Below are 20,848 nucleotides of genomic sequence, written 5' to 3' on the forward strand. Positions count from 1 at the left end.
CATCATACCCTTGAATCCGGTGTCGGATACATCGAACTTTCGGATGAATTCCGGAACAGATGCCGTGGGTAACGCAACCAAATCGGTAGGACACTCAAGAAGTACCCGACCGTGACGATACTGATCCAAAATACAGCTAAGTTAAGAAATGATCCCGTCTGTAGTCCGGCTTGTGTGACGACGACTTGGAACAATAAAAAGGCATGAAAGACAGAAATCAGATACGGAATGAGCAGAACAGCGCCATACTTCATTAATAAGTAGCAGCGGATGTTCCCGGAACCGAACCCTAGTGCAAACAACGTCTTCATCCGCTTTTGTTCCTGTTCCGCCGTCATCTGCATCCACACATGCAAAAAACTGGCATTGATGACGAACAACCAGATCGTCAGGAGAACGACGACGAACGTGACGAGTCGTACGATTCGGATCCCGTCGATCTCATCTTCCGTCTCATTGATCAATTGATAGGGCACCGGTTGCTTCTCATCGAGCTTTGCTGCCGACTGGATGTTGCGGACGATTTTCATCCACTGTTTCCAGTCCTTCGTTCCGTAATCATGGTAGGCTGGCGTATCGAAGACGACGATTTGCCGGACGGGTTGCTTGAGTGTCTGAAAGACGGCATCACTGACGACGAAGATCGTCTCGATTTGATAATTGTAACCAAATATTAAATCGTGAGAAGCAGCGGGAAGTAATTCAAAGTCTTCTTTCTCCATCGCCTGTTTCTCTTTTTTCATCGTCGGTGTATTCTCTTCGAGTTGTACCGGACGTGCTGGTACAAAGAAACTTTGACGTCCCGTTGCTGTCCGCTCCTTAAGATCCAGTTGCCGCATCATCTTGTTGTACGACGAGATCGGTAAGAGGACGCGTGTTCCTTCTGCCTTCACTTGGATATCCTGCTGATAGCGATCCGGGAATGCCTCCGTCATCGTCTGCTTGATATCCTTTAATCGTTTCGTCGGTTGAGCGGATTCTTCGTAATAGACGAGACCGAATTGATTTTGGGATGATAAGTCGAGTCCAATCAATTGAAACAAGAAGACCAGTCCGACTGCCGTTAGCGCACACGATGTCAGAATCGTTCCGAGGGCAATGAGCGTACTATTCGTTCGCAATTGATTGGCGATTTCCGAGACGATCAGCTTCCGCAGCGACAAGCGACGTGGTCGATATAACTTGGTCAACCATGGTAAGACATATCGACAAATAAAAAACGATCCGATGAAGATGACAAGTGGGAAAAATATATAAAATCCTTCCGTCCGAACAAATGCTAAGGCATAACCATAGATCAACAGGAGTAACGCTCCAATTTGCGTCAGAATCCAGACTCGTTTTCGAAATAGCGAACGGGAACGTGTCGGTCGATCGGGACGAAAGCGGTAGATCGCAAGGACCGTTGCCGTCAGCAACACAAGGAAGGCACCACCAATCAACGCAAGAATCGCATAAAAGGATAGTTCGAATTCGATTGCTGGTAAGAACATGACTTTGACAACGGACAGCAACAGCATCTTCGTCAAGACATTACCTAAAATCATTCCCGCAGTGATGGCTAAACCACCAACGATCAAGACTTCAATTAAAAAATACTTTAAGAAGTGTGACAGTCCACTGCCGAGCGTTCGCATCGTCCGTAAATCGTTCTTACGGTGCTCAAGCATCGTATAGGTCGTCGAATAAATGAACAAGACACTAAAGAAAAGGATGATCAGCTCCGCGATGAAGACGAAGAAGATCGTCATCTCGATGACTTGGTTCAATTGACTGAGGATTTTAGCGACGTTTTGGAATGATCCATTCGTCAACAAGTTCCAATAACTTGTCACGATCGTCATCGCGATGATGATCGTCAAGGCATAGCCATAATACAATCGCTGATAACGCCGGATGTTACGTAGGGCGTATTGCAGATAATTGATGCTCATCCCCTCCTAACAACGATAGCGATTCGATGACCCGTTGGAAAAAGACACGGCGTGGTTCATCGCGGAACAACTCCGTTTGAATACTACCGTCTTTTAGGAATAAGACATGATTACAATACGACGCGACTTGCGGATCGTGGGTCACGATGACCATCGTCATGCCCGTCGCGTTTAACTCGGCTAGGACATCCATGACGTGTTTCGTCGCTTGGAAGTCGAGTGCTCCCGTCGGTTCATCCGCAAGCATCAGACGTGGTGTATGGATCAAGGCGCGACCGATCGCTGTCCGTTGCCGTTGTCCACCACTGACCTCATCGACCTGTTTATCAAGCAGATCATCAATTTGTAGACGACGCGCCAACTCCTCCATCTCTTCCCGCGCGAGCTTTGCTTTTTTCCCTGACAGCATCAACGGGACGAGCATGTTCTCACCGAGCGTCAACGAATCGAGTAAATTGAATTCCTGAAAGATGATGCCGAGCGTCTCGCGTCGGAAACGTGTCATCTCTTTTCGTTTGAACGTCGCTGTGTCGACGCCGTCAATCAGAATTGATCCCCAACTCGGTTCGTCGAGAGTCGCAAGCAAGTTAATCAGCGTCGATTTCCCACTACCGGACGGTCCCATGACCGCGACCATCTCACCTTCTTCGACTCGGAAATTCACATCCGTCAGCGGTTGTTCCGTCACCTTTCCGGGATAGACTTTCCCTAATTGTTTGACCTCAATCATGTGCGCGACCTCCTACTAATCGAATCCGGCATGTCGTACCGATCCCTTCTTCACTCTCGAGTTCAATCTCATGCCCGAGCTTCAAGCAGACTTGCTGGACGAAATACAATCCCATTCCGGTCGATTCCCCGTAACGTCGTCCGTTTTCGCCAGTGAAGAACGCATTAAAGACACGTGGGACGTCTCGTTTTGGAATCCCGACGCCGTCGTCTTGAACGGAAAGGACGACTTGCCCCTTTGTCACTTCTGCCGTCAGAGCGACTTCACGACCATGCCCCGTCGTGTACTTGATGGCGTTCGTCACGAGCTGTAGGATGAGGAAGCGAAACCACTTCGCATCCGTGTAGACGTACACGTCTTCAGCGATATCGAGTTTCGGAAAGACCTGATTTTTAACGAATAATCGTTTTTCTTGATTGATGATGCTCGTGACGAGCGGCTTCAGTGCCAATCGTTCTGCCTTCAAATCCGTCTCGATTGCTTCTAAACGCGACGAATAGAGCATCTGGTCGAGTCCACTCCGCAATCGATCGACCTCTTGCCGTAAATCAGCCTGATAGTGCTCCCCGGGATGTTCGAGAATCAACTCAATGACGGATAACGGTGTCTTCATCTGGTGAATCCATTGGTCGACATACCGATGGCGTTCCTTTTCCTTTCGTCGCTCAGCGAATAAACTGTTGCGAAACAATGTCTGCTGCCGCTCTAAAAATTGTTCGACGGCAACGGAAATCGGTTCTTCACTATCACTGCGAATCGGTTCTGCGACCGATTGAACTGGCTGTTGCATCCGTCGTAGCAACGGAAGCATGCTGAAGAAACGATAACTGAGATAAATCAAAAGACCGATACTGTTCAAGAGTACGATATAAAAGAAGGCTGCTGGGCGATAAAGATCATAGAGCCATAAGACGGCATATAAAATCAGCATTTGTCCGGTAAAGAAGATGATGCCTGGTATCGCGTGCCGTAAAAAGAGCTTCATGGTTCAAGAACCAGTTTATAACCGACGCCTCGCACCGTCTCAAGTCCAGCGACACCGATCTCGGCAAGCCGTTTGCGGACACGCGTGATATTGACGTTCAACGTATTCTCATCGACGAATGCTTCATCATCCCAAATCCGTTCGAGTAAATCGCCCCGACTGACGATCCGGGGACTTGCCGTCAGCAGCATCTCAAGGATCAGTCCCTCTTTTTTTGACAGCTCGATCGACTGTTCCCCGTACTCGACGATATAACGGTCCAAGTACAGCGTGACACCCTCTTTCGTCACTGTCCGCTCATCCGTTTCGTTCGACAGCGTGCCATAGGCTCGGCGAATCTGACTTTTAATCTTCGCGATGACGACCGCTCCCTGGAACGGTTTGACGATGTAATCATCCGCTCCGTATTCGAGCGCCATGACTTGATCCATCTCCCCGACCCGTGCCGAGATGAAGAGGATCGGCGCCCGTGTCTTCATCCGCAATTGCCGGCACCAATAGAAACCGTCAAACTTCGGCAAATTGACATCTAATAGAATGACGTCCGGATTCGTCTCTTCATAGACCGCGACGACATCCCCTCGTCCATCTTCAACGACAACTCTAAAATCATAGCGTTCGAGTAGTTCTTTCAATAATGTGGCAATCTTCATATCATCTTCGACTAATAAAATCGTATGCATCGTTCCTATCAACTCCTTCTCCCTTTATCATAGCGAACTCAAAAAGGACTGGAAACGATTATTCCGTTTCCAGTTCTGTGTACCCCTATTTAGTTCATCACGTGACGATGCGGCGATACGCACGAACCGTGACGATATAGTAGATCAGATAGACGATCGTATAACAAACAATCGCAAGTAATGTCGGTCGAACGATGTTGTAATTCAACAGTTTCTGCAAGACTTGCATCGCAACTAAACTATGAACGAGTCCGAGCACGTACGGTAAGGAGAAGACGAATCCGACAAGGCGACGGATGATGCCCGTCTGTTCTTTCTCATCGACACCGATTTTCTGGATGATGGCAAACCGTTGTTTCGATTCTTCTGCTTCCGCGAGCATCTTGAAGTAGATGATTGAACCCGTCGCAAGCAAGAAGACGAGACCGAGGAAGCCGGCAGCAAACGCGAGTAAGCCGGTCGTTGCCGTCGTCATCGCATAGACAGGATAGTACGCCGCCATCTCCGTATCCGCTTGTTTTCCATATAGTTGTGTCAACTGTTTCATCAATCCATCGTCATGACGTTCATCCGAGAACTGATAATTCGTCAGCGTGAAGCCTTTTTCCGGCATCTTCGCGAACGTATCATCGTTTACGACGAAGGCGAGCCGCTGTTTCTCATAAAGTTGAGCGATCGGTAGATTCGTCGCAGCGGTGATGCGAAAGGACTCATGAACGTCCTTGATTTCAACACCGACCGGCGATTTGACTTTCATCTTCAACAAATCATTTTTTTTGAATGTCTCAAGGACGATCGCTTCGCCTTGTTTCGGTTCTTTGATGACCGTTTTCCCGTTCGCTTTCGCGAGCTTGACGTAGTCCGAATAGTTGACGTAGCTGAATTGTCCCGGCTGGTCTTCATACGCATACGTCGCGTAGTAGCGTGTGAACGTCAGCGGGTTCGGCAGATCGGTCATCTGATGATCGACGTTCTTGACGTTAACCATCGTCCGGCTGTCGATCTTTTGGTCAGACTTTGCAATCAGCTGTTCCGCTTCTGCTTGTTTACTCGCAATCGATAGACTGTACGGAACTTGTTCCTCGACGGTCTGATCGATGAAATAATAAATCGATGTCGCTGTACCGACCGTCGTCAATGTGACGGCAGTGATGACCGTGATCGTCGACAGCATGACGGCATTCGATTTGATTCGTGACAACAATTGCCCGTGCAAAATCAAATTCGTTCCTTTGAAGTGCCGCGCTTGATTACTTAAGACGCGCAATAAGAAGATCGTAAAGTAACTCATCGTTCCGAACGTCCCAATAATGACGCAGAGCATCAAGAGTGGGGCAACAATCGTAAAGTGATCCATCAACGGTTGTCCCGTTAAATAATAACCGACACCGATCAAGATGACGGAAAGGACAGCTAAGATCGGATGGACTTTCGGAAGCGATTCCGCTTGTTGTTCTGCCTTGAACAGTTCGATCAATGTAAAACGATAAATCGTCCGAGCAGAACGTAAAGCGATGATCAGAAAGATTAAAAGGAAAACACCGATCGTCTGCAGGACGGAAGCTCCGCTGATCGTAAAGGTCGCATCGACTTGCATCGCCATGACGGAAGCGAGCAACTGTACGAAGTATTTCGAAGCGACGGTACCAATCGCAATTCCGAGAATCAGACCAATCACCCCGTACCCCATCGTCTCAAGGAAGATCAGGCGGGCAATTTGCCCCCGCTCTAGACCAAGCAATGCATAAAGTCCGATTTCCTTCTTACGACGACGTAAGAAGAAGTCACTTGAATACCAGATGAAGATGGCGGAGAAAAGCGCTAGAATGACACTTGCTCCCGTAAAGACCGTTCCCAGTTTCCCGTACAATTCGTTCGCCTGAAGCATCGCTTCATTCGATCGAATCGCGAGAAACGTATAGTAAATCAGAATCGCAAACGTGACGGCACCGAGGTACATCACGTTTTGACGGATGTTCTTCAAATTTTGAAACGCCAGTTTAGACAAGCTCACGGACGGCACCTCCGAGTTCACGCTGGACTTCCATGATCTGTTCGAAGAATTCCTTCTGCGAACCGAAGCGATGGACTTCCTTGAACAGCTCTCCATCCTTGACGAACAGAATCCGTTCCGCATAAGACGCCGTCATCGGATCATGCGTTACCATTAAAATCGTCGCGCCTTCGTCGTTGAGCGACTGCATCGCTTCGAGTAACCCTGTCGCTGACTTCGAGTCAAGCGCACCGGTTGGCTCGTCGGCTAAAATGAGTGACGGATCATGAATGATCGCACGAGCAGCAGCCGTCCGTTGTTTTTGTCCACCCGATAGTTCGACTGGGCGTTTATCGAGTAAGTCGTGGATACCAAGTTGACGCGCCACACGATCGACACGTTCCAAGATCATTTTTTTATCGACGTTCGCGAGTGAGAGTGGTAAGGCGATGTTTTCCCGAACCGTCATCGTATCGAGGAGATTGAAGTCCTGGAAGATGAAGCCGAGTTGTTCCCGACGGAAACGTGCTAATTGTTTTTCCTTCATCGCCGTCACGTCTGCTCCATTGATTAGAATCGAGCCATCCGTCGGCTGATCGATCGTCGACAGTAAGTTAAGCAACGTCGATTTCCCGGCACCGGATGGTCCCATGATGCTGACGAACTCTCCTTCATGGACGCTGAGCGTCGTCGGACGCAGTGCTTCGTGGCGCGCTGTTTTCGTTTGATACGTTTTTGAAATCTGTTCTGCTTGTAAGATTGCTTTCATCTGTATTGCCTCCTGTGTTTGATTCGTTACACTCAGTCTAGTCCTTCCATGCTTTTCTCAAAATGGACTTTGCTTTCACTTCTCTTACAAAACGGTAAGACACGGGAGGAGACGACAAAAAAGCCCCCATCCGCAAGGAATGGAGGCGTGTCGTATCTTATTTATGTGTTGCTTTGAAGAGCTCTGTGTCGCCTGCGACAACAGAAGTTCCTTCAGCTGGTACAGCTGAAAGCGTGAATTGATCGTGGTTCGTCACGATGATCGGTGTGATCGTCGATGGTGCGTTCGCACGGATGTAGTCAAGGTCGAACTCGACGAGGACGTCTCCTGCTTTGACTTTGTCACCTGACTGGACGTGAGCCGTGAAGCCTTCACCTTTAAGGTTAACTGTATCAAGACCAACGTGGATCAACAGTTCAAGACCATCTTCACCTTTTAGACCGATTGCGTGTTTTGTTGGGAAGATCGTTTCAACCGTTGCGTTGATCGGCGAGACGACTTTACCTTCAGTTGGTTCGATCGCGACACCGTCGCCCATCATTTTTTGAGAGAAAACTTGATCGGGTACGTTCTCGATGTTGACGATTTTACCTGTAAGTGCAGAAGCGATTTTTGCGTTTCCTGCGTCGTTACCACCAAACAATTTTTTTAAGAATCCCATGATACTATCCCTCTACTTTCTCGATCGTTTTTCTTCCGAATGGAAGTTTCGATTTTTTATAGGAGTAAGCTGTCAGACAGCTCGCTCACGTTCTCACAAAAAGCATACGTTTGTCCCTCTGGTTTTGCAAGTATTTTTGTGTGATAATAGTTAGAAATCATAAGGAGGCGCTTACATGTTACCATTTTCAGAAATTACATATGTCCGTCCTGACCTTGCCTTGCTTGAAACATCAATGAATCAAGCGATCGCTCGACTGACGGAAGCCACACAGGTAGATGAAGCAAACGCAGCCATCACTGAGATTAATACCCTCAGAAATCAATTTGAAACGGCAAGCCAGCTCGTCGAGATCCGTCACACGATCGATACACGCGATACGTTCTATGAGACGGAACAAGGATTCTTTGATGAAGCGAGTGCGATCTATCAAGGATATGTCTCAAGCTATTATCAAGCGTTGACGACGCACCCACTCCGCAGTGAACTCGAACAGACGCAAGGCAAACAGTTATTCCTGATTGCGGAAGCGAGTCTGAAGACGTTCTCAGAAGAAATCATTCCAAAACTCCAAGAAGAGAACCGTCTCTCGAGTGAATATACGAAACTGATGTCTTCTGCTCAAATCGAGTTCGATGGCAAGACGTTGAACTTATCGCAGTTCGGTCCCTATCTTCAATCACCTGATCGCGATGTCCGTAAAGCAGCTTCAGAGGCACGCTATGGCTACTTAAACGAGCATGGTGAAGCAATCGATACGATCTACGACAAACTCGTTCGCATCCGGACCGAGATCGCGAAGACACTCGGCTTCCCATCGTTCGTCGAGCTCGGATACGCACGGATGCTCCGCGTCGATTATAACCAATCGATGGTCGAACAGTACCGCGAACAAATCCGTGAGACGATCGTTCCGCTCGCGACACAACTTAAAGAACGCCAGCAACGACGCATCGGTGTCGATCACTTGTACTACTACGATGAAGGATTTGCCTTCAAGTCTGGTAACGCGACACCTAAAGGCGAAGAGTCGTTCATCATTGAAGGCGGCAAAAAGATGTACGCAGAGATGTCGCCGGAGACGAACGAGTTCTTCAACTACATGCTCGACCGGGAAGCACTCGATTTAACAGCGAAGCCTGGGAAAGCCGGCGGTGGGTATTGTACCTACATCGCAGACGAAAAACTCCCGTTCATCTTCTCGAACTTCAATGGAACGGCAGGCGACATCGATGTCCTGACTCACGAAGTCGGTCATGCATTCCAAGTCTATGAGAGCCGTCACCTGACAGCTCCAGAGAGTGCTTTCCCGACGTATGAAGCGTGTGAGATTCACTCGATGTCGATGGAATTCTTCGCTTATCCGTGGATGGAAGAGTTCTTCGGTGAAGAGACAGCGAAATACAAGTTCAATCACCTCGCAGGAAGCGTTACATTCCTTCCGTACGGCGTTGCGATTGACGAGTTCCAACACGTCATCTACAACCAACCGGAATTGACACCAGCTGAGCGTCGCGAAGCATGGCGGACGATCGAGAAGAAATACCTGCCGCATCGTGATTACGAAGCGAACGATTATCTCGATTCAGGTGCATGGTGGCATCAGCAAGGACACGTCTTTGGCAGTCCGTTCTACTATATCGATTACACGCTCGCTCAAGTCTGTGCCTTCCAGTTCTATGCTTGGATGGAACAAGACCGGGAAGCGGCTTGGAAGTCGTATCTCGATCTCTGTCGTGCCGGTGGATCGGAAAGCTTCCTTACGCTCGTCGAACGTGCTGGATTGAAGTCTCCGTTCGCTCCAGGTACGGTCGAGGCAGCAGTCGCACCGGTCAAAGCGTATCTTGAACAAGCAGACGATCTCGTGCTCGATCGCGTTTAATTCTTCGCGTGCAAGGTCGTACTGACTAAAAGTCAGAACATCTCGAGCAACATCAATAAAAGAAGAGGCATTTTCCAGAATATCATCTGGAAAATGCCTCTTCTTTTTTGCTACATGATTATAGAACGTATCTGTTCATCCTTGACTCCTACAGGAAAAGAAAGCATGACTTCCGCTTTCGTCAGGGTTAGGTAAGCAGCGGCACACCGCATGAAGTGCGTAGTGCCGCTGCTTACCTCCCGCCTGTGGAAAGCAAGGATGACAAAAACGTTCATAAAACGACGACAGGACTCATGTCATTCAGATAAAAGCTTTTCATGGTACTTCCCGTACCAGACCCGAAACTCGTCAGCTGGAATCGGTCTTGAATAATAGAATCCTTGCGCATACTCACAGTCAAGCACTCGCAAATGATCGGCTTGTTCAAGTTCTTCGATGCCTTCAGCGACGACATCATACTTCAACGTATGAGCAAGCTTGATGATCGTCTCGATAAGCGGTGCGTTTGAACACGCATCCGGACCACTGATGAACGAACGATCAATTTTCAGCCGCTGGATCGGTAATCGACTTAAGTACGACAAGGAAGAATACCCCGTACCAAAGTCGTCGATCGCAAGACGATATCCCATCTGGTGTAACGTCTGTAAAGCATCAAATACGCGTGTATCTGAAAAGACACCAAACGATTCCGTGATCTCAAGTTCCATCCGTTGTTCAATCCCTGGATGAATCTCTCGGACATCGGTCAGATAATCAACGATCCGACCGGAGACGAGTTCTTTGACGGATAAGTTCGCGGAAACACGCAGTACTCCGAGTTCCGTATCCTTCCACTCTTCGACTTGTCGGACCGTCTCGGCAACGACCCACATCCCGATTTCTTCAATCAACATCGATCGTTCAGCAATCGGAATGAAGATTGCCGGACTAATCATTCCCCGTTCAGGATGGAACCAGCGCAAGAGTGCTTCACAGCCATCGACCTGACCTGTCGCGAGATTAATCTGTGGTTGATAGAACAATTGTAGCTCGTTCTTCTCGATCGCTTCTCGTAATTCCGCTTCGAGGGCGACCGATTCAAGATACTCCGCACTCATCCAGGACTCGAACCAGACCGGTCCACCCTCTGTTTGTTGTTTCGCATGCTGCATCGCGATGTCGACTGAGGATAATAAGGAGGTGACGGCCACCGCATCATCCGGGTAGCGGACCATGCTCATACTGATGCTGACATTGACGTATTCTCCGTTGATCTCATAGACATGTTCGATGACCTGCTTTAACTTCTGGTAATCGACGATATCCTGTTGTGCGACCAGCACGGCGAATTCATCTCCACCAATCCGCGCCGCTTGTCCGGTTCCGATGAAATGATGCTTGAGGCGATTTGCGAGATCTTTTAGAATCTGATCTCCCGCCCCATGTCCGTAGATGTCATTGATTCGTCGGAATTGCCGGACGCTGATCGTGACGAGTTCTCCCGGTTGAGGTGCTTTTAGGGCATCTGCCATCTTTTGCTCGAAACCATTCCGGTTCAACAAGCCCGTCAACATATCGAAGAGTGCGAGTTGTGTGATCCGTTCTTCCCGTCGGAACTGATCCGTCTCATCATGACAGGATAAGTAGAGGGCAACACCTGTATCGTCCTCTTTATTGGCGACATGGATGATATTGACGAACATGTTCAAAATCTTTTCATCAAAGAGCATCTTACAACGAATCGTCTGACTCTGCCCTTCCAGCGATCTTCTCAACGCTCGGCGCATCCGATTCAAATCAGCCGGATGAATCAGTTCTTCAATCGTCCACCCCGCTGTCGCGTTCGTTAATTGTCGAAAACGTTCATTTCCGTTCACGATCGTGTAATCCGATGACATCGCAAGGATCGGATCGGTATTTTGGGAAAAGAGCGATTCGATTTCCGCTTTTTTCTGTTTGATTTCTTTCGTCTTCGCGTCATTGTAATCGAGCAACCCGGCGATGATGGCTGTCATCGTCCGAAAAGCTTGGACGACGGGCTGGAAATCATTTCGCGCCGGTACGTGATAACCGGATTGTCGGCGGTCTTCCGCGAAGGTATTCGCTTCTCCCTTCAATAAAGAAAGATCTTGGCGAAACGCGCGTAATAACGATAAGGTCAACATCAACAACCCAAGAATCAAGACACCGGTTGCGCCAAACAGAAGCCAGGCATTACGAATGATTTGATTACCTCGATCTTGCATTTCTTGCGCGACTTGCTTAAGTTCTTGATCGTATAGACGATACATACTGGATTCATATTGTTCGGCTTGATTTGCTAACGCAACGTACGTCGAATCTTTCGGAGCACGTAATAGATCATCGAGCGTTTGTGTGTAGGCATCCATCTGTTCCCGCATGATTGCGATATCCTGACGTCCTGCGTCATTTTGAAGCGGAATCACGTCATACAAGGATTTGATGAGCGAGTCTTGTCGCAAAGGTAAATCAATCCGCATCTGTTGAATCCGTAACTGATCAATGGAACTAGGTTCTTCTTTTTGTCGAGCATTCTTCAAGATTTCAGCGGATTTACCCAGTTGTTCTTCCATTAAAATCAGATTGGAGAACACATTATAATAAGACCCTGTTTCTTTACTCAGCACGAGCTGATTGAATATGATTTCACTTTTGAAGTTCGTCATCGTCGTGAAAAAACGATGATTCGATTCGTATCCTTGGCGTTGTAGTTTTTTGATTTCTGTCAGGACTTCTTCGCGTGTCGACTCGGTCGCTTTCATATCCGGAAGCCGGTCCGTCAATTGTTCAAGCGATCGATTCGCCCGCTCTGAAGCTTGCGTCAAATCGGCATCGTCATTCAAAGACGATAGATAGTAGCGCGTCACTTCCTGTTCGGCATGATTAAAAGGTGTCACTTCGGCAATCGTTTTCCCCGATGCCTTGAAGCGATACCCTTCATCTAACGTTTTCGTCAAATGCTGACACGCGACGATCAACGCTACCAGACCAATGATCGCAATCATCCATGAGAACGTTTTATAGTAGGAGCGTCTTCGAAAAGCTTCTACGATGAAGACTGGTGATAAACGTCGCAACACATCGTCCTCCCTAAATTGTCATTATGCTTCTATATCGTCGCCTCCTCCCATTTCGTGAAGTCGTTTTGGGTCAATAAAAAGCACTTCTTCCCACATTTCTGTGAAAATCAGTGCTTTTTTTACTAGTTTTATTCATTTTTAATAACTGACGTTCTCCCGCGCTACTTTTTTAGCAAAATAATCGATGATATCACGCCGTCGGATGATGCCGATAAAATGTTTGCCATCATCAATGACGGGCACGAAGTTTTGATCCGTAATGACTTCAATCATCTCTTCCATCTGCGCTGTAATTGAAACTGGTTTATAACGGACACGTTGTTTAATATCAGTTAATCGTGTCTGTAAAACGTGGTCGTAATCAGCATGCTCGAGATTTGCTTCGAGTGCCCACAAGATATCGCCTTCTGTCAGCGTTCCTGCGTATTTCCCTTTACTGTCAACGAGTGGGACCGACGTAAAACGATGATGTTTCATCTTTTCTAGTGCTTGTCTGACCGTTGACTCAGGATCTAAATATTTCACCTCATCTTTAGGTAATAAGAAAAAAGCAATATTCATTTCTGTTCCTCCCTAGCCACTCTGTGACACCCTTTTCATTTTATCATGAACCCCGCGTTGATTCATTTCTCAAATGATGAAAATCTCTACATAATTCTTTCATATTTAGTTATACTATATTCCAATATTCCAAGTAGACATGAAAACTGACCAGTGACGTTTAGGCACTGATCCAACGAATGAAAGAAACCTCTGACACCGTAAAAACGATTTTCGCTTTGACGAATGAACTCATTGCAGAAATCATCTGTCCAAAACAATCATTTTTGCCTAAAGAAGCAACTAACACATTACTGGATGTTGAACGACACGATTCAGATTCAAAAGACTCCTCAGTTCCATCCGATCGACTTGATAGTGAAGCCTTTTTCGGAAGGCTTCGTTTTTTCTTGGTTCGTTCTCGACTATCCGCGAAAGAGGACATACACTAGAAGCAATCCACTTTATTTCGAAAGGAGTCGTGTCATGAATCGCTTGTCGACATCCGACTTGACGCAAATCGCAGAGCACCTTTACGGAATGACCGGTTTTTTCGTCACGTACCGAGATCGTAATGGTACTCCGCTTGCACTACGTCCAGAAGCTCCACCTCATCCGGGAACCTTGCCGATTGAGAATGAATGGCCCGTTCTTAAAAAGACTCCTTTACTCTATACCCTGAAAGATGGTACAGCCTACCTCTTTTTGGACGTTCCGGAACAAGGTATGTATCGAATTGGTCCTGTTTTATTACAATCCGCTCTCTTTCGGGCGCATATCCAAGATGAAGCCTATCACCAGTTTTATAAGGTCTTGCCGCGTACGACGGAGAACCGATTGATTGACTGTGCTCACCTGATGTATCGCTTGTTGCACGGGGAACCATTGCCGAAGCGAGAAATCGAACAACTGTCTGATATTCAGGAAGCTGAAATCCCACTCGTTGCGGATGCACCGTCCCATACAGGGGTGACCGCATACCGAAAAGCATGGCAACGGGAGCAGCAAATCATCGACTGGATCGCAACGGGTCAAAGCGAGCGACTCGCAACGACTTATTCGTTACCTGCCTATGGTGAATTCGGCACACTCGCACGGCATCAACCGTTACGTGCAGAAAAGAACCTGTTGCTCGGAACCGTCCTATTGAGCGCACGCGCTGCGATTCGCGGTGGACTAGAACCGGACGAAGCGTTCTCCCTAAGCGACCGGATGATTGAGACGATCGAAGCAGCGACGAGCATCGCCGAACTCCGGAATCGTCATGTCCGAATTACAGTTTCGTTCGCAGAAGCCGTCAAGGAACTCCAAGCGCTGCGGCACTCGCCTCATGTACTCGCTGCGATTCGCTATATTCAACAACACCTGTATGAACCGTTGTCCGTCTCATCAATCAGCCAAGCCATTCATGTCTCGTCCAATTACTTGTCCGTTCTGTTTAAGGATGAGACCGGTCTGCCACTCGCCCGGTATGTCATCCGGGAACGCATTCGGGAAGCGAAGCGTCTCTTACGCTCGTCCGACGACTCGTTGCTGACGATCTCAAATAAGTTGCACTTCTCAAGCCAAAGTCATTTCAGTCAAGCCTTCAAACAGACGACTGGCGAGACACCGACACATTACCGGCAACGAAGTGAATTTTAAGAGAGTCGTGCCTTTTTTTCGTTTTGTGATATCCTATTCAACAGGAACTATTTTCGTGAATCCGTTTTTGACGGATTCTTTCATCAAAAAGGAGAATCAACATGAACTCAATTAGTGTCATCATTCCTGTCTATCAAACTGAATCACAAACGAAGGCAGCCATTCAATCCGTTCTCGACCAGAAGGTGTCGATCCCGGTGGAAATCGTCGTCGTCTTTGACGGACCAAGCACATACATCGATGAGCTCCGTTCTCTCTATCCGACATGTACGATCGTGGAACAGGCGCATCAAGGAACTTACGCAGCACGTCGACGTGGTCTTGAAGTCGCAACAGGTGACTACGTTACCTTCCTCGATAGTGATGATATCCTCGCACCACGTGCACTCTATACGTATATCAAAGCCTATGAGAAATCACGCGGTGAAGTCATCATCGGTAAGGTCTCACCTGTCTACAACAAGAAAAAATGGCTCATGCCGATCGATGATGATCGTTATTTCTTCTATACTCGTACGAAGTTCAATTCGCGTCATTTGACGACGATTCACGGCTGGATGATTAAAAAGGACTTGCTCAATGATCTACCTGTTCTTGAGACACGATGGTTCGCCGATACGATTATCGCCCATACCATCATTTCGAAACTGACGAACCTGACATCGGTCAGTTATGTCGTCTATGGTCGAAACTCACGTAGTACGCCACTTGAAGGACAATCACTCTACCAAGCGCGTGATATCACGACATTATCCGATATCTCACGGATCTACGGTATGTTATCTGCCCATACGAAGGATAACGACGTTCAAAAATTCTTAAATACGTGGTACAAACGTTTCATCTCAAAACGTGGTCGAGCATTGCTTGAGCGCAGTACATCAAAAAGCCAGCAGACCGACGTCTTCCGTCATGTCGCTTACGACTTGAGACGGGCGAAGACACAAAGCAAGTATCTGCAGGCATGGTCGACGGGTTCGTATATCATGTTCCGTTCATATATCACTGCTGTTAAGACAAAGCAGACATTACGGACGGCACGACGTAAAAAAATCAAGAACGGTCTCATGCTCTATCGTCTGTTCCAAAAGATGCCGGTTAAAGAGAACCTTGTCTTATTCGAGAGTTTCCTTGGACGAAGCTATTCCGATAATCCGAAGGCCCTTTATCTGAAATTAAAAGAACAACGCCCTGAACTTGAGCTCGTCTGGATTTTCGCGAATGAGCCTTCAGATGACGTCAAGGAAGCTTGCCCAAACTGGGTGCTCAAAAACAGCTTCGCGTATTACCAAGCGATGGCACGTGCGAAGTACTGGATTTTCAATACACGTCAACCGCTCAGCTTAACGAAACGCGAAGAAACGATCTACCTTCAAACATGGCACGGCACACCATTAAAACGACTAGGTCTCGATATGGAAGAAGTCCACATGGCAGGAACGAACGCGACGCGCTACAAACGGAACTTCTACAATCAAGCACAGGAATGGAATTACTTGATTTCTCCGAATGCCTATTCGAGCGAAATCTTCAAGAGTGCGTTCGGGTTCCAAAACACGATGCTTGAGACAGGTTATCCGCGAAACGATCTCTTGTATGCGGACGATCAAGCTGGTCTCATCAGTGAAATCAAAGCACGTCTTGATATCCCAGCTGATAAGAAAGTCGTCTTGTACGCACCGACATGGCGAGATGACGAGTTCATCGCGCGCGGAAAATACCGCTTCGATCTCCAACTCGACTTGAATGAGATGCAGGCCCGACTCGGTGACGATTATGTCGTCTTGCTCCGGATGCATTACTTGATTGCGCAAAACATGGATATCAGTGGACACGAAGGCTTCGCCTACGACGTCTCTTCGTATGGCGATATCGCAGAGTTGTATTTGATCAGTGACGTCTTGATCACTGACTACTCGTCTGTCTTCTTCGATTACGCCCACTTACAACGTCCGATGATCTTCTTTACGTACGACCTGGAGAAATATGCGTCGACGTTACGTGGATTCTATTTCGATTTCGAAGAAGTCGTTCCAGGACCACTCTTGAAGGAAACGGATCAAGTCATCGATTATATCGAACAGATCGATACGAAATCCGTCGCTTACCAAGAAAAATACGATCGCTTCCTCGAGCGATTCTGTAGTTTGGATGACGGTACGGCAAGTGAACGTGTTCTTGCTGAGTTGTTCCCGAATGCAAGCTCAGCAGATGCTGAAGATGCTGAATAAGGAGACACAATGAAAAAGGAGAAAGATGCGCTTTTGCGCTCTTTCTCCTTTTTCGTATCATCGTCTACGATACGGTGCAATCCGCTCTTCAAATTCAGGGTGAACGAAATTAGGGCGTAACGATAAGACGACCTCACCGAGGAGATGTTCTACCACGTCGTCCCATCGTTCGACGATCTCAGAAGAGGTCTTCGCAGATACATCCCCCTCTTCGAGTAATGCTGTCTCATCCGTCGTTCTCATGAAGACCCACGTATCATCAGATCGTTTGCGCCCCATCAGGGTGATACGTCCACCTTCCATCCGGTATAGAAGGATTCGCTCCCATTGACGCTTCCGACTCGGTACCATGACTTCACGATGTCGCGCGATGATTTGCTCTTTGATCGTTTCCCGGCTAGCAACGAGATTCGGACACAGATGATAAAAATCATCTGTTCGTGGATGCTTGATACCAAAGTGAGGAATACCCGACGCTTCAAGACGCTTCAACCATTCTTCTTTCGCTTGTCGCAGATGTGTCCAGCGAACAAGATGACTTCGGACGCCCCATCCCGTGATCACGAAAGGATGTCGACGCAATTCTTCGACTGACGCAAACAACGTCTGCTTTTCAAAAGAGGTTTCCTGACAGAGTTCTTCGAAACGATTGATCGATGTGACATCATTGCCATGTTGCATCGGGAATAGATTGTATAGATGAAAGCGTCCCGATAAGGCTTGTCCTTCGTAGATACCTTCTACGATCCGGATGATTTGTCGCATCGTCTCATCCAATCGACCAATTTGACCCGTCGCTTGTCCTGCCGTATCAAGTTGCTGACGTAATGTAGGATCCACCGTCGCAGAACCTGGATTCAACATCAGGCACGCACCGAGAGACGTCTCACTCTCACCCCACTGGATATATGTATGATAGCGATACAATACGTCTTGCTCTAGCCGGAATGTCGCATACACTTGAACATCGTTAGTCGTCATCATGAACCCTCCTATACTTTTATATATAACTTGATTATTTTACCATATAGAGGTTCTTATTTACTTTTGTTTATACATCAGGTCAATCAAAAAATGAAGCTGACCCACAAGTCATTCTCTACAAAGATAAGGGTGGCAGAATGATGATCTGCCACCCTTATCTCGTAATAAAAAGAATGACGCGTCACACGCCACTCCTACAGGAAAAGCGCATTTATGCGCTGTCAGAGACGAACAAGACCCGCTTTCCTGCTCAAATGAAGCAGGAAAACTGGCTTGTGTCTCGCCTGAGGAAAGGGCGTGAAAAGACGCGTCATTCTTTTTTAAGTCAGTCATATGAACGTTTTAGTTACGGACGAACAAGGCAACGCTCTCGACGTGTGTCGTATGTGGGAACATATCGACCGGCGTCACTTCGACGAGTGTATAACCGAGCTCTGTCAACAACTTCGCGTCACGCGCTTGAGTCGACGCGTTACATGAGACGTAGACAATCCGCTTCGGTGCAACATCCGCAGCAGCACGCAAGAATTCTTCGTCACAGCCTTTACGTGGTGGGTCGACGACGATGACGTCCGGTTGAATACCGGCTTTAACGAGATCCGGCATGACCTTCTCAGCTGCACCGTACTCGAATGTCACGTTCTCGATCCCGTTCGCTTGTGCGTTCCGGCGTGCATCATCGATTGCTTGCGGTACGATTTCGATGCCGTAGACGTGCTTCGCTTGTTTAGCGAGTGACAAGGAAATCGAACCGATACCACAGTAAGCATCAACGACTGTCTCATCGCCTGTCAACTGAGCGTACTCGAGCGCTTTCGCGTAGAGTTTCTCTGTTTGCAACGGGTTGACTTGGAAGAACGAATGCGGTGAGATCTCATACGTCAATCCAGCGATTTGATCGCGGATGACGGACGGTCCGTACAAGACGACGTTCTTTTTCCCGAGAATGACGTTCGTATCATCCGGGTTGATGTTGTGCTGGATCGAAGTGACGTTTGGTAACGCCTTTAAGATTCCTTCAACGATCTTATCGATACCACGAAGTTGTTTGACCTTCGTGACAAGCACGACCATCAACTCGTTCGTGTGATAACCATGACGTGCCATGATATGACGGATGACGCCTGCTTTTTTCTTCTCGTCGTACGCTGGGACTTTTAAGTCAGCAAGGACTTTACGAACCGCTTGGACGGCTTCGTCGTTTTCTTTGTTTTGGATTAAGCAGTAGTCCATATCGATGATCCGGTGACTCCGTTTTTGATAGAAACCAGCCATCAATTTGTTCGATTGGAAGGCAACCGGTACTTGCGCCTTATTGCGGTAACCCCACGGATCTTCCATCCCGATCGTCTCGTGAACGGGAATTTCAAGACCTGCTAGGCGCGCGAAAGCGTCACGGACACGGTTGTGCTTGAACTTGAGTTCTGCATCGTATGACAAGTGTTGCAATTGGCAACCGCCACACTGGTTGTAAACCGGACAAGGTGGCTCGACACGATCGACACTCTTCGTCTTTTGACGGATGATACGACCGAACCCGTAAGACTTCGTCGTTTTCGTGATTTTGATCTTGACCTGCTCCGTCGGCAATGCGCCCGGGATGAAGACCGTATATCCATCGATGCGCGCGACCCCTGATCCTTCATGCGTCAGGTCGACGATCTCGACGACGTGTTCATCGTTCTTTTGTACTGGAATCATGAATATCCTCCTTAAAAACCTCGCTTCACGCGAGGTTCGTTTCTGCTTCTTGTAGTTGTGTATTGATTTGTTCCATCTCTTCGATCCGGAACTTTGGTGTCATGACTTCGAAATGAGAGCGAAGATTCGTCATCTCGCCTTCGCAAATGCCGCCAAACTCACCATCGATGTTCAAGCTCATCTCTGATGTATTCTTCATGCGGACGAATGAGGTCGTGACATGCTCGATGCAAGGGTCCGAGAAATGATCCCCTTTTAAGGCAAGACGCATGACACGAATCAGTTCGACGAGGTTACATTTCTTGAGAATGAAGAGATCGAACCGACCGTCATTGAGTGACGCGTTCGGTGACAATTTCTCGAATCCGCCGACAGAGTTCGTATTGGATGTCAAGAACAGCATGACTTCTCCTTTGAATATACCCTTTTCATGCTCCAGTTCGACATATGTCGGTCGGATTTGCGGAAGTTTCTCCATCCCTTTGACGTAGTACGCGAGCTGTCCGAGTGCCGTCTTCAGCTTCGAAGGCACTTCGTACGACAGTTCTGTCATGATGCCACCACCAGCGATGTTGATGAAGTAATGGACGCCTGCCGATCCTTCAATCTTACCGATATCGACCGGCATCGTATGTCCTGTGCAAATGACATCCATCGCCCCTTCGATCGTCAATGGAATACGCATCGCCCGACCAAAGTCATTCGTCGTTCCAACAGGTAATACACCAAGCTTCGGACGTTTGTTGTAGGCAGCCATTCCGCTGATCACTTCGTTCAACGTACCATCGCCGCCTGCTGCGACGACGAGATCAAATTCTGCTTCGCATGCTCGTGCTGCTTCATACGTTGCATCGCCGACCGCTTTCGTCGAGTAGACAGATGTCTCATAACCCGCTGCTTCGAGTCGGTCGAGGATATACGGTAAATTTCGTTTAACCATCTCTTTCCCGGAAGTCGGGTTATAAATCACGCGCGCTCTAGGTCTCATAAGATTTTCTCCTTTTTGACTCAACCGTTCATTTGATACA

At 47.9% G+C, this 20,848-nt stretch carries 15 protein-coding genes; 3 read left to right on the forward strand and 12 right to left on the reverse strand.

Features of this window, described 5'->3' with window-relative positions; genetic code table 11:
- Positions 1-2: 2 nt before the first annotated feature.
- From KNQ09_RS10105 to KNQ09_RS10135, 7 genes are all read right to left on the reverse strand, one after another.
- Complete coding sequence (locus KNQ09_RS10105) at positions 3-1,934, reverse strand: ABC transporter permease (protein ID WP_214858273.1); 1,932 nt, start codon at positions 1,932-1,934, stop codon at positions 3-5.
- Complete coding sequence (locus KNQ09_RS10110; protein ID WP_064299373.1) at positions 1,900-2,664, reverse strand: ABC transporter ATP-binding protein; 765 nt, start codon at positions 2,662-2,664, stop codon at positions 1,900-1,902. Before KNQ09_RS10110 ends, KNQ09_RS10105 begins: the two co-directional genes overlap by 35 nt.
- Positions 2,657-3,649 carry a sensor histidine kinase gene (locus KNQ09_RS10115; RefSeq protein ID WP_214858275.1) on the reverse strand — a complete coding sequence of 331 codons (993 nt, stop codon included), beginning with the start codon at positions 3,647-3,649 and terminating at the stop codon, positions 2,657-2,659. The genes KNQ09_RS10110 and KNQ09_RS10115 overlap by 8 nt, the downstream gene beginning before the upstream one ends.
- Positions 3,646-4,332 (reverse strand): response regulator transcription factor, encoded by a 687-nt coding sequence (locus KNQ09_RS10120; RefSeq protein WP_047393119.1) that lies wholly within the window; start codon positions 4,330-4,332, stop codon positions 3,646-3,648. Before KNQ09_RS10120 ends, KNQ09_RS10115 begins: the two co-directional genes overlap by 4 nt.
- A 97-nt stretch (positions 4,333-4,429) precedes the next feature.
- The gene (locus tag KNQ09_RS10125) at positions 4,430-6,346 is read right to left on the reverse strand and encodes an ABC transporter permease (RefSeq protein ID WP_214858277.1); all 1,917 of its coding nucleotides are present in this window, start codon (positions 6,344-6,346) and stop codon (positions 4,430-4,432) included.
- Positions 6,333-7,094, reverse strand: coding sequence for an ABC transporter ATP-binding protein (locus KNQ09_RS10130; protein WP_214858279.1), 762 nt, complete (start codon positions 7,092-7,094; stop codon positions 6,333-6,335). The genes KNQ09_RS10125 and KNQ09_RS10130 overlap by 14 nt, the downstream gene beginning before the upstream one ends.
- 157 nt (positions 7,095-7,251) lie before the next feature.
- Complete coding sequence (locus tag KNQ09_RS10135; RefSeq protein WP_035396161.1) at positions 7,252-7,755, reverse strand: PTS sugar transporter subunit IIA; 504 nt, start codon at positions 7,753-7,755, stop codon at positions 7,252-7,254.
- Between the two features lie 175 nt (positions 7,756-7,930).
- On the opposite strand from KNQ09_RS10135, the gene KNQ09_RS10140 reads away from it, so the two are divergent.
- A complete protein-coding gene (locus tag KNQ09_RS10140) occupies positions 7,931-9,637 on the forward strand; it encodes a M3 family oligoendopeptidase (RefSeq protein WP_214858281.1) in 1,707 nt (568 codons plus the stop codon).
- 296 nt (positions 9,638-9,933) lie between these two features.
- Here the strand turns inward: KNQ09_RS10140 and KNQ09_RS10145 are convergent, their stop codons facing one another.
- On the reverse strand, positions 9,934-12,720 hold the full coding sequence (locus KNQ09_RS10145) for a putative bifunctional diguanylate cyclase/phosphodiesterase (RefSeq protein ID WP_214858283.1): 2,787 nt from the start codon (positions 12,718-12,720) through the stop codon (positions 9,934-9,936).
- A gap of 138 nt (positions 12,721-12,858) precedes the next feature.
- Positions 12,859-13,281 (reverse strand): CBS domain-containing protein, encoded by a 423-nt coding sequence (locus KNQ09_RS10150; protein ID WP_064299368.1) that lies wholly within the window; start codon positions 13,279-13,281, stop codon positions 12,859-12,861.
- 465 nt (positions 13,282-13,746) lie between these two features.
- Here KNQ09_RS10150 and KNQ09_RS10155 point away from each other — a divergent pair, with 465 nt between their 5' ends.
- A complete protein-coding gene (locus KNQ09_RS10155; RefSeq protein ID WP_214858285.1) occupies positions 13,747-14,904 on the forward strand; it encodes a helix-turn-helix domain-containing protein in 1,158 nt (385 codons plus the stop codon).
- 101 nt (positions 14,905-15,005) lie between these two features.
- Positions 15,006-17,135 carry a bifunctional glycosyltransferase/CDP-glycerol:glycerophosphate glycerophosphotransferase gene (locus KNQ09_RS10160; protein ID WP_082874146.1) on the forward strand — a complete coding sequence of 710 codons (2,130 nt, stop codon included), beginning with the start codon at positions 15,006-15,008 and terminating at the stop codon, positions 17,133-17,135.
- A gap of 57 nt (positions 17,136-17,192) precedes the next feature.
- Here the strand turns inward: KNQ09_RS10160 and KNQ09_RS10165 are convergent, their stop codons facing one another.
- The 3 genes from KNQ09_RS10165 to KNQ09_RS10175 all read right to left on the reverse strand — a co-directional run bounded on the left by KNQ09_RS10165 (position 17,193) and on the right by KNQ09_RS10175 (position 20,808).
- The gene (locus KNQ09_RS10165; protein ID WP_214858287.1) at positions 17,193-18,116 is read right to left on the reverse strand and encodes a hypothetical protein; all 924 of its coding nucleotides are present in this window, start codon (positions 18,114-18,116) and stop codon (positions 17,193-17,195) included.
- A 345-nt stretch (positions 18,117-18,461) separates the two neighbouring features.
- Entirely contained in the window at positions 18,462-19,820 is a 1,359-nt protein-coding gene (rlmD, locus tag KNQ09_RS10170) for a 23S rRNA (uracil(1939)-C(5))-methyltransferase RlmD (protein WP_035396153.1), read from the reverse strand.
- Positions 19,821-19,845: 25 nt separating this feature from the next.
- On the reverse strand, positions 19,846-20,808 hold the full coding sequence (locus tag KNQ09_RS10175; protein ID WP_029342573.1) for a diacylglycerol kinase: 963 nt from the start codon (positions 20,806-20,808) through the stop codon (positions 19,846-19,848).
- Positions 20,809-20,848 lie beyond the last annotated feature (40 nt).

The sequence above is a fragment of the Exiguobacterium sp. s191 genome (assembly GCF_018618955.1).
GTDB lineage: Bacteria > Bacillota > Bacilli > Exiguobacteriales > Exiguobacteriaceae > Exiguobacterium_A > Exiguobacterium_A abrahamii.

Bases quoted from the DNA above. Each gene is read 5' to 3' on its own strand.
- rlmD (WP_035396153.1), bottom strand. From the start codon at position 19,820: ATGATTCCAGTACAAAAGAACGATGAACACGTCGTCGAGATCGTCGAC.
- KNQ09_RS10165 (WP_214858287.1), bottom strand. From the start codon at position 18,116: ATGACGACTAACGATGTTCAAGTGTATGCGACATTCCGGCTAGAGCAA.
- KNQ09_RS10120 (WP_047393119.1), bottom strand. From the start codon at position 4,332: ATGCATACGATTTTATTAGTCGAAGATGATATGAAGATTGCCACATTA.
- KNQ09_RS10105 (WP_214858273.1), bottom strand. From the start codon at position 1,934: ATGAGCATCAATTATCTGCAATACGCCCTACGTAACATCCGGCGTTAT.
- KNQ09_RS10175 (WP_029342573.1), bottom strand. From the start codon at position 20,808: ATGAGACCTAGAGCGCGCGTGATTTATAACCCGACTTCCGGGAAAGAG.
- KNQ09_RS10155 (WP_214858285.1), top strand. From the start codon at position 13,747: ATGAATCGCTTGTCGACATCCGACTTGACGCAAATCGCAGAGCACCTT.
- KNQ09_RS10110 (WP_064299373.1), bottom strand. From the start codon at position 2,664: ATGATTGAGGTCAAACAATTAGGGAAAGTCTATCCCGGAAAGGTGACG.
- KNQ09_RS10160 (WP_082874146.1), top strand. From the start codon at position 15,006: ATGAACTCAATTAGTGTCATCATTCCTGTCTATCAAACTGAATCACAA.
- KNQ09_RS10115 (WP_214858275.1), bottom strand. From the start codon at position 3,649: ATGAAGCTCTTTTTACGGCACGCGATACCAGGCATCATCTTCTTTACC.
- KNQ09_RS10140 (WP_214858281.1), top strand. From the start codon at position 7,931: ATGTTACCATTTTCAGAAATTACATATGTCCGTCCTGACCTTGCCTTG.
- KNQ09_RS10130 (WP_214858279.1), bottom strand. From the start codon at position 7,094: ATGAAAGCAATCTTACAAGCAGAACAGATTTCAAAAACGTATCAAACG.
- KNQ09_RS10135 (WP_035396161.1), bottom strand. From the start codon at position 7,755: ATGGGATTCTTAAAAAAATTGTTTGGTGGTAACGACGCAGGAAACGCA.
- KNQ09_RS10150 (WP_064299368.1), bottom strand. From the start codon at position 13,281: ATGAATATTGCTTTTTTCTTATTACCTAAAGATGAGGTGAAATATTTA.